The sequence below is a fragment of the Pseudomonas sp. P4_C8 genome (assembly GCF_056401975.1).
Genome location: NZ_JBFUIH010000040.1, coordinates 1 through 15,490, shown reverse-complemented (window position 1 = coordinate 15,490; position 15,490 = coordinate 1). Strand labels below are relative to the sequence as shown.

The following is a 15,490-nucleotide window of genomic DNA, read 5'->3' as shown; positions in this document are numbered from 1 at the left end:
ATGTTTACGTTAACGTCAGGGGGATGGCAAGTGCCTTACGGCGCTTGTGTTTCATCTGAAGGACCGCGTCATCGTTCTTCGCGGGCAAGCCTTGCTCCTACAGGGATCGAGCCGAGCCTGGATTCGCATTCAGCCTCGGCCCTTGTAGGAGCATGGCTTGCCCGCGATAGCGATCGACCAGACACCAGAGACCTCAGAGTTGCCACACCTCGGGGCTCACAAAAAACGCCCGCGCATTATCCTCCAGACTCTCCAGGTGATACCCACCCTCCTGCACAATCAGACATGGCAGCCCAAGGCTGCGAATCCGCTCTCCAAGCACCGCAAACCCTTCTCGCGTGACCGCCACTTTGCTCTGCGGGTCCAGTTCGAAAATATCGAACCCGAGGGACAGCACCAGCACTTGGGCTCCGAAATCCTTCACCGCCGTCAACGCGATATCCAGTTGATCGAGGAAGTCTGCCTCGCTCGCACCATGGGCCATCGGCAAGTTCAGGTTAAAACCTTCTCCTGCCCCGACACCTCGCTCATCACCAAAGCCTGCAACCCCCGGATAGAAATTGGTCGGGTCGCCATGCACCGAGACGTAGAGCACGTCGTCACGGTCGTAAAAAATCTCCTGAATCCCCTGCCCATGGTGCATGTCAGTATCGAGCACCGCGACTCGCTCAAACCCGCCGCGTAACACCTGCGCCGCAACCGCCGCATTGTTCACATAACAGAAACCTCCCGCCGCTTCGGCCCGGGCGTGGTGACCCGGTGGACGACACACGGCGTAAGCGGCTGGCTCGCCATCGAGCAACGCCCGAGCCCCCGCGATCGCGCTTTGCGCCGACCAATAAGCCGAGCGCCAAGTCTGTTCCCCCACCGGACAGCTGCCATCGGCCAGATAGCGGGCGGCCTGGGCGAGAACCCCGCGCAACGCATTGGGCTCGCGCACGAAGATGTTCGACATCACCTCATCGCCCCAATCCTCGGGGATTTCCTTCCAGCGCTGATGGGCTTCCTGCAAGAACGCCAGGTACGGTGCACCGTGGACAGCCAGTAGCGGATCGAGCCCGGCATCAGCCGGTTTCTCAACCTTGAAACCCAATGAATGCGACGCCTGGACCAACCGCTGAGCCCGCTCCGGCACTTCCTGCGGCGTACGCATTTGCCCACGGGAATAGTAGCTGCGTGGATGGTGAAGCAATTGTTCGGGGTGGAAAAAACTGCGCATGGGGTTGATACCTGTCAGTTAACGTAGATCTCGAAACCGGATGCGATCAACTGTAGGAGCGAGCTTGCTCGCGAAGAGGGCGTGTCAGTCGACATCATTGTTGAATGACACTCCGCATTCGCGAGCAAGCTCGCTCCTACATGGATCGTGTTTATTCCGCGCTTATTGCGCGGGACAGCACGGCGTAGAGCAGCACATCGGTGCCCTGACGCACGTCTTCGGGCAGCACATCTTCCGCTTCGTTATGGCTCAAGCCGCCGACGCACGGGATAAACACCATCGCCGTCGGACAGAACCGCGCCAGGTGAATGGCGTCGTGGCCGGCACCGCTGACAATCGATTGCTGAGCGTAGCCGAGTGCGTCCACCGCCTGCTGCACCGCCGCCACGCAGTCGGCGTCGAACGGCGTCGCCGGACTGATCCAGTGCGGGGTGATCGTCAGATTCAAACCGCGATCATCGGCAATGGCCTGAAGTCGCGCACGCACCTGCTGCTCCATCGCGTCGATGGCTTCGTCGCGGTGATGACGCAGGTCGACGGTGAAATTCACCAGCCCTGGAATCGTGTTGCGCGAGGATTTATTGATGCTCAACTCGCCGACGGTGGTCAGACCTTCGGGGGCGAAATCGCCGGCCAGGTCTTCGATCGCCTGAATCATTCGCGCCACACCGTACAGGGCGTCCTTGCGCAGCGGCATCGGCGTGGTGCCGGCGTGGGCCGCCATGCCTTCGACTCGCACGTCGAGCCAGCGAATCGCCTGGCCACCGCTGACCACGCCAATGCTTTTGGCGTTGTCCTCGAGGATCGGACCTTGTTCGATGTGCGCTTCAAAGTAAGCATCCACCGCACCGCCCAACGGACGCTCGCCAGCGTAACCGGAGCGCTGCAGCGCCTCGGCAACGCTGATACCGTCAATGTCACGCACGGCCAGCGCGGCGTCCAATTCCATAATCCCGGTGAACACCGCCGAGCCGAACATCGCCGGAGTGAAGCGGGCGCCCTCTTCGTTGGTCCACACCGCCACTTCCAGCGGCTTGCGGGTCTGGATGCCGAGGTCATTCAGGCAGCGCACCACTTCCAGACCGGCAAGTACGCCGTAAACACCGTCGAAACGCCCGCCTTCAGGCTGAGTGTCGAGGTGGCTGCCCATCATCACTGGCGCGGCATCGGGGTCGGTGCCGGCGCGGCGGGCGAACAGGTTGCCGATGGCGTCCACGCTCAGGGTCATGCCGGCTTCGCGGCACCAGTGGGAAAACAGTTCGCGACCGGCCTTGTCTTCCTCGCTCAGGGCCAGGCGGCAACTGCCGCCACGGGCGGTGGCGCCGATTTCGGCCATGGCCATCAGACTCGCCCAGAGGCGTTCACCATTAATCTTCAACATAAAATCACTCCTGGAAACTTCGATTAAGCGTTGGCCATTTCGACGCGTTCAGCGCTGGCATGACGACGGGCAAGGGACAGGACACAGATCAACGAAGTCGCGGCAATCAGGCTGTAGAACACCGCCATCGGCCACCATTGGCCGGCGAACTTGTGCGCCAGCAACGTGCCGATCAATGGCGTCAGGCCACCGGCCAGCGCACCGCAAATCTGATAGGCCAGCGAAATCGCGGTGTAGCGCACGCGGGTCTCGAACATGCCACTGATGTAACCGGCGATCACCGCGTAGAACGACGCCATGCACACCACCGCCAGGGCGATGCCGAGGATGATCAGCGGCGCCTGGGCCGAGCTGACCAGTACGAACATCGGGTACGGAGACGCCATGGCCAACAACGACACCAGGCACAGGAATCGCGTTGCGCCCATTTTCTCGGCCACCCACGCTGCCAAGGGTTGGATGCAGAACTGAATGATCGCCACCACGAACAGGCACTCAAGAATCAGTGAGCGCGGCAGTTCGAGTTGCTGGGTGGTGTAGGCGATCATGAAGGTATTGGTGAAATACACCCCGGCGATCCCGAGGGTGTTGGCGCCGATGCACAGCAGCAGCGGACGCCACGCGGTGCGCAGGACTTCCATGACCGGAGCCTGCTCTTTACGTGTGCTTTTGCGGGCCAGTTCGCGGCTGGCGAGGAACTCCGGCGACTCATTCACGCCCAGGCGAATCGCCAGGCCCACCAGCAGCAGCAACGAACTGGCGAGGAACGGCAGACGCCAGCCCCAGCTCATCAGGTCTTCTTCCGGCAAACGGGTGACTGCGCTGAACGCCAGCAGAGACAGAATCAAACCGGCCGGGCTGCCGAGTTGCGCAAAGGATGCGAAGAAATTGCGTCGACCTTTCGGCGCATGCTCGCCGGCCATCAACACGGCACCGCCCCACTCGCCACCGACGGCGATGCCCTGGACGATGCGCAGCAAAATCAGCAGCACCGGCGCCGTTGCACCGATTTGTGCGTAGGTCGGCAGCAAGCCGATGCAAATCGTGACCACGCCCATCATCAGCAACGTGATGATCAGCGACTTTTTGCGGCCAATGCGATCGCCGATGTGGCCGAAAATAATCCCGCCCAACGGCCGCGCAAAAAAGCCCACAGCGAAAGTGCCGAACGCAGCCATGGTGCTGAACAGTTTGTCGTCGGAGGGGAAAAACAGCGCGCCGAATACCAACGCGGCAGCGGTCGCGTAAATGTAAAAGTCGTACCACTCGATCATGGTGCCGATGAAGGCTGCGGCTGCCGCACGGCGCGGCTGGGGAGAAGCTTGGGGCTTCATGGGTCGGTCTCCTTTGGTTATTTTTTTGGCAGGAGTGAAACAGCAAAATCAAGGCGCTCTGACGGCGCCTGTCTGGAGATGATTTATCGTCCCGGGGCTATGATTAGTCAATTTTCTATTTATTATGCGGACTATTACTTCAGCTTATAATCGAGAGCCGCCATGGCCGAACGCGATCTGCAACGCTTGCTCAATGACCGCCTGGACTGGAACCTGCTGCGTACCTTTCGGGTGATCGGCCAGGAGCTGAGCATCAGCCGAGCCGCCGCCCGCCTGCACCTGACGCAACCGGCGGTGAGCCAGGCGCTGAAGCGTCTGGAGGAGCAACTGGGCCGACAACTGATCGCCCGTCGCGGGCCACGGTTTGCCCTGACCGAAGTCGGTGAACAGATTTTCGCACTGGCCGGGGAAATCTACGGGCAGATGTCCCAGGTCAGCAGCGTGCTGGAACAACCCGCCGACGAAGTGATCGGTAAGGTTCGGCTGTTGATCATCAGCCGGATCTTTTCGGAGCGCTTCGATAACTTCCTCGCAGACTTCCACCGCCAGCATCCACGCGTGGATCTGGAAGTCGACGTGATGCGCAGTTCCGACATCGTCAGCGCCCTTCAGGAAAAAACCGCCACCCTCGGCTTGAGCCTCAATCGCCGCCCGCAACCACGCCTGGAACAGCGGCTGTTCCTGCGTCAGCGTTATGCGTTTTTCTGCGGCAAGCATCATGCAATGTTCGGTCAACAGAACGTCGCCGAGGGGGATTTGCAGCGGGAGAATTTCGTCAGTTTCACCAGCGACCAGATTGGCGGGATGCTCTCGCCGCTGACGATTTTCCGTGACCAACAAGGCTTCAGTGGGCGGATCGTCGCCTCGTCACCGAGTCTGGAGGAAGTCCGGCGACTGGTGATCGCCGGGTTCGGAATCGGTTGTTTGCCCGAGCACGTGGTGGCGGCGGACGTCGAAGCCGGATTGCTCTGGCGCCTGCCGCCCCACGAAGGGATTGCCGATGTGGACATTCATTTGCTGTGGAACCGCGAGCAGCGCATGAGTCGGGCCGAGACGATCTTTCTCGAGAGCCTGCAACAGTGCTTGCTGGACTGAGTGGCCCGATCAGAACAACGGCAGACTGTAGCTGACCACCAGACGGTTCTGGTCCGCATCGCGCGATGCTTCGCTGCGCGACATGCCGTTGCGCCAACCCAGTGCGACGTTTTTCAACGGCCCGCTCTGGATCACGTAGTCGAGGCTCAGGTCCCGCTCCCATTCCTCTTGCTCAGGTCCGGCCACCGTTTTAATTCCGCTGCCTGAGAGGTACATCGCCGAAGCCTTGAGCCCCGGCACGCCAAGGGCGGCGAAATCGTAGCTGTACTGGGCGAAACCGGTACGTTCACCGGCGCGGGTGAAGTTCTGGATGTAACGGTCGGTCAGCAGGTAGACGCTTGCGCCTCCAGCGCCTTTGTCCGGCAAACTACCTTGGTTGAGCTGCACAAATCCGCTGTCACTGGACACCTGCTGATAACCGGCCATCAGCGCGTGAGCGCCGATGCTCCAAGTGAACGCCAGGCTCCAGGTGTTGTTGTCGATCTTGCCGTCGCCGTTCTCCGTAAAGCCACTGGTGCGGTAGCCGCTGGCCCTCCCGGTGACTGAGTTATTGGCACCGTCGGCGGAGGTTTTGAAGTAGCGCAAATCGGTTTTCAGCGCGCCGAAATCCCCCAGTTTCAGGTTGTGAACCAGACCGGCGAAATGCTGTTGGTAATAGTTTTCGAGATTGGCGTAGTAGTACTGCGCCAGAAGCGCATCGGTGACCTTGTAATCGGCACCGGCAAAATTGAACACGTTACTTTGCCGGGTGCCGCCGGCCACGGCCAGACCGGTGCGGTCACTGGAACCGCGGCCCGTGGCCTGTTCGAGATGACCACCGGTCAGGGTCAGGTGCTCAAAGTCATTGGAGACGATCTGCCCACCCTCGAATGTCTGCGGCAGCAGCCGGCCGTCGTTGGCCTGCAGAATCGGCAACTTCGGCATCAGGGTGCCGTAACGCATTTCAGTCTGCGCAAAGCGCATCTTCGCCGTCGCACCGAAACGCGACCATTGCTCGGCTGCACCGTTGCCATCGTTGGGGATCATCGAACTGCCAACATGGCGACCGTCACCGCTGTCCAGGCGAATACCCTGCAGGCCTAACGCATCGACACCAAAGCCGACGGTGCCTTCGGTGAATCCGGACTGATAGTTGAGCATGAAACCCTGCGCCCACTCTTCGGTTCTGGAAGGGTTCGCGGCGCCATCGCGATTATCGTTATTGAAGTAATAGTTACGCATCCCGAGGGTCGCTTTACTGTCTTTAATAAAGTCCGCCATGCTTAACGGACTGAATAAAGCACTGCCGATCGCAATCAGTGCCAACGGTTGTTTGTTCATTGATTTTGAAGTTCCTGAGCAGCCAGCTTTTGGGCTGGCTGCCGGTCATTAAGAGAGTTTAATACTCAAGACACTGGACACCGGCTCGCCCGCCATTAACCGGGTCAGCAGTTGCGGTTCTGCCCGGTCCGATGCCAGCGCGCGCTCGATGACCTTTTGCGCGGTGACCGGATCGAGAAACAGCACGCCGTTGTCGTCCGCCAGCACGAAATCCCCGGGATGCACCGTGACGCCGGCACAGTGGATCGGCTGATTGATCTGACTGTCGCCACGGCCATGCAACTTGGTGGTCAGCAGGCTGGTACCGCGAGCGAAGACCGGCAACCCGGCCTCGCGCAGTTCGAGCAAGTCGGTCACCGCGCCGTCCACCACAATGCCCACCGCACCAGCGCAACGCGCCGCGCAACTGGTGACGGCGCCCACCGGGGCGTGTTGCCAGTCACCGTCGGTGTCGATCACCAGCACATCGCCGGGCTGGATAAGCGCCAGGGCCTGGTTGACCGCGATGGCATCGGCGCCCACCAGTTTCAGGGTCAGCGCGCGGCCGACCAGTTTCACATTGGGCACCATGGCCCGCAGTTGCGAGTCGGCAAAGCCCTCCTCGAGAAAATGCCCGAGGGTCGGAAAGCTCACCGCGTTGAGCTGCTCGATCAGCTGCGATTCATCCATGTTGCGCCTCCTTGGCAATCAACTCGGCGACACAGTCGATTTCCAGCGACACGCCCCACAACGCCACACACACCGTGGTGCGTGCCGGCGGCGCGTGGCCGAGGAACTCGCGATACACCGCGTTGAACGGCTCCAGTTGTGCGGGATCGGTGAGGTACGCGTTGACCTTGATCACGTGGCTGAAATCGGACCCGGCTTCAATAAGGATCGCCTCCAGGTTGTGCAAGGTTTGTCGCACTTGTTCGGTGAAGTGGGCCGGTTGGTCATCGAGCCCACTCTGGGCCGGGATCTGCCCGGCGGTAAACACCAGGTGGCCGCTGACCACCGCTTGCGAGTACGGGCCGACTGGGCCGATAAAGCCCGGCGCCGATTGAATTCTGCGCATGTTGTTGAACTCCATGGATCAGGCCGCAGCCGATTTGAAAGGTTTGCGAGCAGGTTGATCGTCGCCCGGCACTGCCGTCGGTACGTCGCTGATGTCTCGCTTGAAGGTCTCGGTCAGCAACAACAGCGCCACCAACGAAATCAACGCCGCACCGATCATGTACCAGGCCACCGAAGAACCTTTGCCGGTCGCTGCCAGCAATGCGGTGGTGACAATGGGCGTCGCCGCACTGCCGAGCAGGCCGGACAACATGTAGCTGATGGACAGTCCCGAATAACGCACACGTGTGCCGAACAGTTCAGCGAGGAACGTCGCGATCGGCCCGTAATTGGCCGCAAAGGCAGTCATCAACAGCAGGTAGCCGAAGATCACACAGGGCAACTCTTTGGTGTCCATCAACCAGAACATCGGGAACGCGACCAACGCTTCGGCCACGATGCCAGCGACGATGATCGGCTTGCGTCCGTAGCGGTCCGACAGCGCGCCGAACACCGGCAACATGACGATGCACCAGGCGCAGGACAGCAACACCACACCGAGCATCACGCTGCGGCTGAACCCGAGATTCTGCGTGCCATACGTCAGGCCGAAGGCAACGATGATGTTGAACGACGCCCCGGTCGACATGGTCGCGATCCCGCCCAGCACGACTTGTTTCCAGTACTTGCGAAACACTTCCGCCAGCGGCATTTTCACCTGCACCTCGGCTTCCTTGACCTTGTTGAAGGCCGGGGTTTCAGCGATGTTCAAGCGAATGTACAAGCCCACGGCGATCAGCAGCACGCTGGCCAGGAACGGAATACGCCAGCCCCAGGCCAACAGGTCTTCAGGGGATAGCCACGCGGCAATGAGCAGGAAGGCCAGGTTGGCAATCATGGTCCCGGCCGGGACGCCGATCTGAACCCAGGAACCGTATAAACCGCGTTTGTTGGCCGGCGCATGTTCCACCGCCATCAGCACCGCACCGCCCCACTCGCCACCTAACGCCAGGCCTTGAATGACCCTCAGCAGCAACAACAGAATCGGCGCCCAGATACCAATGGCCGCGTAGTTAGGTAATAACCCGATGGCGAAAGTAGCGGCCCCCATGGTCAACAGTGAAACCAACAACATCGACTTGCGTCCCAAGCGGTCACCGAAATGACCGAACAGTGCCGCGCCGACAATCCGGGCCAGGTAGGCCGAAGCAAACGTCCCGAAAGCCAGTAATGTCCCGATCAACGGATCGAAATCCGGAAAGAACACTTTGTTGAACACCAGCGCCGAAGCCGTGGCGAACACAAACAGGTCGTACCATTCCACCGTGGTGCCAATCACACTGGCCACCGCTACTTTCTTCATGCTGATTGCAACTTCCGGAGGTGCGCCGGACTTTTCTACAGGCGATAGATCGCTCATTACTGTCTCCAGGAGTTCATCAAGAACTCGTATTTAATTGTTTTAACTGGCAGTAAAACTTTCGAGGTGAGGGAGTGTTGTTATAGATCGCCCAACTCAATGGGCGAGTTCGCAAGGCGCTTTCTTATTAATAACCGAGTGTTCGGTCCGCACAATTCAATAACGGTTCACCGGCATTTAAACGGCGAAAGTTCTCTGCTACTTGTTCGGCGATACAGTCGTGAGAGGCCGCCGATGCCATGTGCGGGGTGATGGTGACGCCGGGCATTGTCCAGAGGCGGTGATCGACCGGCAGCGGTTCTTGTTCGAAAACATCCAGCAACGCACCGCGCAGTTTTCCTCGGACCAGGGCCTGTTCGAGGTCGTCGATATTCAGATGACCACCCCGACCACAATTGACCAGCGCGGCGCCATTGGCGAGCCGCTCGAACGTTGCACTGCCAAGGATGCCGCGGGTTTCGCTGGTCAGCGGCAACAGGTTGATCAGCAACTCCAATCCATCGAGAAACGGGTTCAGCTTTTCCGCACCGGCGAACGTCTGTACGCCCGGCAAGTCCTTGCTGCGGCGCGCCCAACCACGAACGTCGTAACCGGCGGCGGCCAAGTCCTGGGCAATGGCGCGGCCCAACGACCCAAGCCCCATCACACCGACCTTGAACTGCCCCGCCGCCCGTTGCAGCGGCCGCTCCCAGCGCTGGTCCTGTTGCTGCAACAGCACCTGATCGAAGCCGCGGTGATAGTGAATCGCCGCCCAGCGCACGTATTCAGTCATGCCTTGGCGGTGGCCGGGATCGACCACTCGGCAGATCGGCAGATCCGGGCACGACGGGTCGTGATCGAGGTGATCGATGCCGGCGGCCACCGAGTGGATGACTTGTAGGTTTGGCAACGCGGCGAGGCTGCCTGGCAAGGGAAACCAGCACGCGGCAATCTGCGCATTCCTGGCCAGCGGATCATCCGCCAGCACGGTTGTGAGCTGCGGCGCACTGCGGGCAAAGGCTGCCTGCAATTGCTTGAGTAACAGGTTGTCGCGGGACAGTAAAACCACGGTGTTGGTGACGGTTTTCACGATAAGTAGGACTCGCGCTGGGATTCGATCAGGGTCAAAGCGGCCTCCCAGGCCAGGTCGATGATGTTGTCCTGTTCATCGCGGTCAAACTGTTCAGCGGTATGCGCACAGACTTCCGGGGACGGGTAATGCAACGCCGAACCACCGGATAACGCCGCAACTTGCGCCTGACAGGCACGCTCCAGAAAGTGAATTTCCTGGAACGCCTGCGCCACGCCGGAGCCGCCGACTAACAATCCGTGATTGCGCAGGATCATCGCCCGGTGAGGCCCGAGGTCGGCGATCAAGCGCTCGCGTTCATCCAGCGACAGTGCGATACCCTCGTAGGTGTGATAAGCCAGCTTGCCGTAGAACTTGAGCGCGTGCTGAGTGATCGGCAGCAAGCCTTGCTTCTGTGCGGCGACCGCCATGCCAGCGGCGGTATGGGTGTGAATCACGCAATTCAAATCGGGGCGGGCCATGTGGATCGCCGAGTGAATGACGAAGCCGGCGGCGTTGACCCGATGACCTTCATACTCCGGATCGACCACTCGCCCGTCCTGATCGATCCGCACCAGGTCCGAGGCGCGCATGCGGTCGAAAATCACCCCGTAGCGATTGATCAGAAAGTGATGCTCAGGCCCCGGAATCCGCAGGGTGATGTGAGTGTCAATCAAGTCGGTCATGCGAAAGTGCGCGACCAGGCGATACAGCGCAGCCAGCTCGCAACGGGCTTGCCATTCAACCGGGCCGATGTGTTCAGGTTTACTCACGAATACACCTCTTTAGCAGCGTGGGTGACGACCGGGTTGGCGCGCAGGCGGGCCAGGCCGCAAACACCGATCAAAGACAGGGCCGAAAGCAAGGTGAAGAACACCGCCAACGGCAACCATTGTCCGGAAAACTTGCTCGCCAGCAGCGTGCCGATCAGCGGCGTAGTACCGCCGGCCAGCGCACAGCTGAGTTGGTAGGCGATAGAAATGCCCGAGTAGCGCAGGTGCACCGGGAACGCCTGAGTCATGTAGCCGGCGATCACCGCGTACAGCGCCGAGAGAATCACCACCGCCAGAGCAATGCCGACGGTCATCAGCACAATGTTCTGTGTGCCCACCAGCATGAACATCGGATATGGCGTGACCATGCACATCAGCGCGACGAGTTTGAGGAAGCGGCCTTCGCCGATGCGCTCGGCCAGCAACGCAGAGAGCGGTTGCGAGAGCAGTTGAATAACGGTCACCACGAACAGGCAATCGAGAATCGTCGAACGTGCGATGCCCTGATACTGGGTGACGTAGGTGATCATGAAGGTGTTGGTGAAAAAGAACCCGGCCGAGCCGATGGTCACCGCGGCGGCGGCGAACAGGATCTGCCGCCAGCAGGTGCGGATGACATCCTTCACCGGATACTTGGAAGTCTCGTTGTTGTCACGCGCCTTGGCGAACTCCGGCGACTCGTGGACACCGGAACGGATCATCAGGCCGACCATCATCAGCACACCGCTGGCGAGAAACGGCAGACGCCAGCCCCAGGCGAGGAAGTCCTCTGGCTCAAGGGAAGTCACCAGACGAAAGGCAATCAACGCCAGCAGTAAACCGGCTGGGCTGCCGAGTTGAGCGAACGATGCATAGAAAGTCTTGCGCTTGGCCGGTGCGTGCTCGCTGGCCATCAACACCGCCCCGCCCCACTCGCCACCAACTGAAATGCCCTGGATCAAACGAAGCACAATCAGACCGACCGGCGCCCAGATGCCGACGCTGGCGTAGCTGGGCAACAGACCGATGCCGGCGGTCGCCAAACCCATCAGGGCCATGGTCACCAGCAGCATTTTCTTGCGACCGAGGCGATCACCCAGATGACCGAAAACCATGCCGGCCATTGGGCGAGCGATGAAGCCGACGGCGAAACTGCCGAAGGCTGCCAGGGTGCTCATCACCGGATCGCTGCTGGGAAAGAACACTTGCCCAAGCACCAGCGCCGCCGCCGTGGCGTAGATGTAGAAGTCGTAGAACTCGATGGTCGTGCCAATGAAGGCTGCCGCCGCGGCTCGTCGCGGTTGAGGGGTAGTGTGCATGCAAGGACCCTGTGTATTTATAGTTTTGGGCAGGTACTGAAGGCTGTATACGGTTGCACTCTGTGGCGCTTGTGGGCTTTATCGCTTMCGTGGCAGGATTAGTCAATTTTCATATTCTTATCTTTACTATTAGCTCTGCTACTACCTGGACTATTTATGCCCTCCACTTCCAACCCATGGGTCGGTCGCCGCTTTCTCAATGACCGCCTCGACTGGAACCTGTTACGCACCTATTTGGTGATCGGCCAGGAAGGCAGCATGAGCCGGGCCGCCGCGCGATTGCACATCACGCAGTCAGCCGTCAGTCAGGCGCTGAAACGACTGGAAGAACAATTGGAATGTGTGTTGATTGCCCGCAGCGGGCGGCGGTTTGATCTGACGGAAACCGGGGAGGAAGTCCTGCGCATTGCGGCGGACATTTACGGAGATATTTCACGACTGGGCACGGTAGTGGAGAGTCGTAACGACGACGTGGTCGGTAAGATTCGCATCCTTACCGTCAGCGGCGTGCAAGCACGACATTACGACGAGTTCCTCGCCGATTTCCACGAAACCCATCCGAAAATCGAGTTTGAAGTCGAAGTGATGGGTAGCTCGAACATCATCAGTTCACTGCTGCAAAAGACAGCGACCATTGGCGTCGGCCTGTGTCGTTTACCGCAGCCGCGATTGGAGCAACGGGTGCTGTTTCGTGAGACTTATGCGTACTTTTGTGGGCAGCGTCATCGGTTGTTTGGGCAAGAGAATCTAACCCTGGAACAGCTCGCGGCGGAGAACTTTGTCAGCTTCACCAGTGACCAACTCGGGGGCAATCTTTCGCCCCTGACATTGTTCCGCGACCAGCAAGGCTTTACCGGCAAGATCGTCGCTTCATCGACGAGTTTCGAAGAAATTTATCGCTTGATCTGCTCAGGGTTCGGCATTGGCTGCCTGCCGACGCATCTGGTACGAAGGGATGTCGAGCAAGGGTTGCTCTGGCGTTTGCCGCCGGAAGATGGCGTGGTGGATTTCGATATCCAACTGTTGTGGAATCGCGAGCAGAAGATGAGTCAGGCCGAAACCGTGTTCCTCGAAAGCTTCCAGCACATGCTCAGCATTCGTGAGCCTGTGCTGTGAAGCCTTGCCCTCTTAGACGTGAGGGTCGCCCGGGGCTTTGCTCGGGGCGGCGTATTGCGGTTTCAGGTGACCGTCCTGATCAAGTAGCCAGGCGTCCATAATCTGTCGGACCACAGGACCGGCAACGCGACCACCAGCCTCGCCATTTTCGATCATCACCGAGATGACAATCTTCGGGTGCTCGGCCGGAGCGAAGCCGACGAACAAGGCATTATCGCGGTTACGCTCCAGGGTTTTCGCGCGGTTGTAGCGCTCGCCCTGTTTGATTGCGACAACTTGCGCGGTACCACTCTTGCCGGCAATGCGGTATTGAGCACCCAGCGCTGCCGCCCGGGCTATCCCGCGAGCGTCGTGCATCACCATCTGCATGCCGTGGTTGACCTGCTCCCAGTCACGCGGGTCCTTGAGCAGGATGTTGGGCATCGGATGCTCATCGACCGGCGCAACACCGTCCACAGTCTTGGCCAGATGCGGTCGATTCCACACGCCTTTGTTGGCAATTAGCGCTGTGGCCTGGGCCAATTGCAGCGGTGTGACCTGCATATAACCCTGACCGATGCCGAGGATCACCGTTTCGCCAGGAAACCAGGCCTGACGGCGCGTGGCGCGCTTCCAGGCCTGGGATGGCATCAGACCGGCAGACTCTTCGAACATGTCCAGCGAGACCTTCTCGCCGAGGCCGAACATCGCCATGTAGTCGTGCAGGCGATCGATGCCCAGCTTGTGGGCCAGGTCGTAGAAGTAGGTATCGTTGGAGCGCATGATCGCCGCGTCCATGTCCACCCAACCGTCGCCGCTGTGGTTCCAGTTGCGGTATTTGTGATCGTAGTCCGGGAGCTGGTAGTAACCCGGATCGAAGACACGGGTCTGCGGGGTGACGACACCCGTATCGAGACCGGCAATGGCCACCTCCGGCTTGATGGTCGAACCCGGCGCGTAGAGGCCTCGCAGCACGCGGTTGAACAGCGGGCGGTCGATGGAATCGTGCAGCGCCGCGTATTCCTTGAAGCTGATCCCGGTGACGAACAGGTTCGGGTCGAAGCTTGGCTTGCTGACCATTGCCAGCACTTCACCGGTCGACGGGTCGAGCGCGACAACTGAACCTCGACGATCACCCAAGGCTGCTTCGGCGGCTTCCTGAAGTTTGACGTCCAGGCTCAGAACGATGTTTTTGCCGGGGACCGGATCAGTGTGCTTGAGCACACGCAACACACGGCCCTGGGCGTTGGTTTCGACTTCTTCATAGCCGACCTGGCCATGCAGCTCGGACTCGTAGAATTTTTCAATACCGGTTTTGCCGATGGATTGGGTGCCACGGTATTCCACCGTGTCCAGGGCTTTGGATTCTTTCTCGTTGATGCGACCGACGTAGCCAATCGAATGCGCGAAGTGCGCGCCCATCGGGTAGTGGCGCACGAACTGAGGCTCGACATCGATCCCCGGCAACCGGAACTCGTTGACCGCCAGTACCGCGATCTGCTCTTCGCTCAGTTCATAGAACAGGGTGACCGGCACGAACGGATGACGGGCCTGCTTCATTGCCTTGTCGAACAACGTTCGATCTTCTGTCGACAGGTGCAGGAGGTTGACCACCTCATCCAGCTCCTCTTTGACATCGGAGGCGCGTTCGCGGGTGATCGTCAGATTGAAGCTCGGCCGGTTGTCCGCCAGAACCACGCCATTGCGGTCGTAGATCAACCCTCGAGTGGGCGTGATCGGCAGGACGTGGACACGGTTGTTTTCGGAGATGGTCGAGTGATAGTCGAATTCGACCACCTGCAGGACATACATGCGCACCATCAGCGCGCAGGAAATAGCCACGACGAACAAGCCGCAAGCCATCAGTCTTTTGTTGACCAGGCGCGTCTCTTTTTCGTGGTCCTTGATCGGTATCGGTTCGGGCATTTCCGCAGCAGCTCTTTAACTAAATAAGGATGCCGATCCGTAGGCTTGAAATCAGTCCGTTTAAAAACGAGCTGCACCATACCAAAAACCGCCCGGTCACTTTAGTTCGATTTCCTCTAACGGTTGTCCTTAACGATCAAAACGACAGTCACCTGCTCTGTGTTCCCATTCATAGGTTTTTCTTGCTGATGAGCGTGTGAATACGGGACGCACAGCACTTTCCTGCGGACAAAACAAAACCCCTGTCTGCGTTAGCAGACAGGGGTTTCGGAATTTAATCTTGACGATGACCTACTCTCACATGGGGAAACCCCACACTACCATCGGCGATGCATCGTTTCACTGCTGAGTTCGGGATGGGATCAGGTGGTTCCAATGCTCTATGGTCGTCAAGAAATTCGGTAGCCAGGTCGTTTACCTTTCGGTTCACGCTCCAGCGAATGGGTATGYAATAGATTTGTGTGTTGCTTGCGAATTTTCGACTTGTATCGTCTTCACACACCGCAATCTGGTGCCCTCTCAGGTCAGCAAATTGCTTGGGTGTTATAT

At 59.5% G+C, this 15,490-nt stretch carries 13 protein-coding genes and 1 rRNA gene; 2 read left to right on the top strand and 12 right to left on the bottom strand.

The window, feature by feature from the left end; all coding sequences use genetic code 11:
* Positions 1–193: 193 nt before the first annotated feature.
* The 3 genes from AC1DWM_RS22895 to AC1DWM_RS22885 all read right to left on the bottom strand — a co-directional run bounded on the left by AC1DWM_RS22895 (position 194) and on the right by AC1DWM_RS22885 (position 3,934).
* Positions 194–1,219 carry a histone deacetylase family protein gene (locus AC1DWM_RS22895; protein ID WP_477796183.1) on the bottom strand — a complete coding sequence of 342 codons (1,026 nt, stop codon included), beginning with the start codon at positions 1,217–1,219 and terminating at the stop codon, positions 194–196.
* A gap of 151 nt (positions 1,220–1,370) precedes the next feature.
* Positions 1,371–2,600 (bottom strand): Zn-dependent hydrolase, encoded by a 1,230-nt coding sequence (locus AC1DWM_RS22890; protein ID WP_477796182.1) that lies wholly within the window; start codon positions 2,598–2,600, stop codon positions 1,371–1,373.
* A gap of 23 nt (positions 2,601–2,623) precedes the next feature.
* A complete protein-coding gene (locus AC1DWM_RS22885) occupies positions 2,624–3,934 on the bottom strand; it encodes an MFS transporter (protein ID WP_477796181.1) in 1,311 nt (436 codons plus the stop codon).
* 162 nt (positions 3,935–4,096) lie between these two features.
* Here AC1DWM_RS22885 and AC1DWM_RS22880 point away from each other — a divergent pair, with 162 nt between their 5' ends.
* On the top strand, positions 4,097–5,029 hold the full coding sequence (locus AC1DWM_RS22880) for a LysR family transcriptional regulator (protein WP_223520447.1): 933 nt from the start codon (positions 4,097–4,099) through the stop codon (positions 5,027–5,029).
* A 9-nt stretch (positions 5,030–5,038) separates the two neighbouring features.
* Here AC1DWM_RS22880 and AC1DWM_RS22875 read toward each other — a convergent pair whose 3' ends face one another.
* The 7 genes from AC1DWM_RS22875 to AC1DWM_RS22845 form a co-directional block, all read right to left on the bottom strand.
* A complete protein-coding gene (locus AC1DWM_RS22875; RefSeq protein ID WP_477796180.1) occupies positions 5,039–6,349 on the bottom strand; it encodes an OprD family porin in 1,311 nt (436 codons plus the stop codon).
* A gap of 48 nt (positions 6,350–6,397) precedes the next feature.
* Complete coding sequence (locus AC1DWM_RS22870; RefSeq protein ID WP_223520451.1) at positions 6,398–7,018, bottom strand: RraA family protein; 621 nt, start codon at positions 7,016–7,018, stop codon at positions 6,398–6,400.
* Positions 7,011–7,403, bottom strand: coding sequence for a RidA family protein (locus AC1DWM_RS22865; RefSeq protein ID WP_477796179.1), 393 nt, complete (start codon positions 7,401–7,403; stop codon positions 7,011–7,013). The genes AC1DWM_RS22870 and AC1DWM_RS22865 overlap by 8 nt, the downstream gene beginning before the upstream one ends.
* A gap of 18 nt (positions 7,404–7,421) precedes the next feature.
* A complete protein-coding gene (locus AC1DWM_RS22860) occupies positions 7,422–8,801 on the bottom strand; it encodes an MFS transporter (protein WP_223520453.1) in 1,380 nt (459 codons plus the stop codon).
* 127 nt (positions 8,802–8,928) lie between these two features.
* A complete protein-coding gene (locus AC1DWM_RS22855) occupies positions 8,929–9,870 on the bottom strand; it encodes a 2-hydroxyacid dehydrogenase (RefSeq protein ID WP_477796178.1) in 942 nt (313 codons plus the stop codon).
* Complete coding sequence (locus tag AC1DWM_RS22850; RefSeq protein ID WP_223520457.1) at positions 9,867–10,622, bottom strand: class II aldolase/adducin family protein; 756 nt, start codon at positions 10,620–10,622, stop codon at positions 9,867–9,869. The genes AC1DWM_RS22855 and AC1DWM_RS22850 overlap by 4 nt, the downstream gene beginning before the upstream one ends.
* Positions 10,619–11,920: an MFS transporter gene (locus AC1DWM_RS22845; RefSeq protein ID WP_477796177.1), complete on the bottom strand. Its 1,302-nt coding sequence runs from the start codon at positions 11,918–11,920 to the stop codon at positions 10,619–10,621. The genes AC1DWM_RS22850 and AC1DWM_RS22845 overlap by 4 nt, the downstream gene beginning before the upstream one ends.
* A gap of 156 nt (positions 11,921–12,076) precedes the next feature.
* Here AC1DWM_RS22845 and AC1DWM_RS22840 point away from each other — a divergent pair, with 156 nt between their 5' ends.
* Complete coding sequence (locus AC1DWM_RS22840) at positions 12,077–13,036, top strand: LysR family transcriptional regulator (protein ID WP_095131011.1); 960 nt, start codon at positions 12,077–12,079, stop codon at positions 13,034–13,036.
* Between the two features lie 12 nt (positions 13,037–13,048).
* Here AC1DWM_RS22840 and mrdA read toward each other — a convergent pair whose 3' ends face one another.
* Both mrdA and rrf read right to left on the bottom strand, forming a co-directional pair.
* Positions 13,049–14,941 (bottom strand): penicillin-binding protein 2, encoded by a 1,893-nt coding sequence (gene mrdA / locus AC1DWM_RS22835; protein WP_223520461.1) that lies wholly within the window; start codon positions 14,939–14,941, stop codon positions 13,049–13,051.
* A 278-nt stretch (positions 14,942–15,219) separates the two neighbouring features.
* Positions 15,220–15,335, bottom strand: a 5S ribosomal RNA gene (gene rrf / locus AC1DWM_RS22830).
* Positions 15,336–15,490 lie beyond the last annotated feature (155 nt).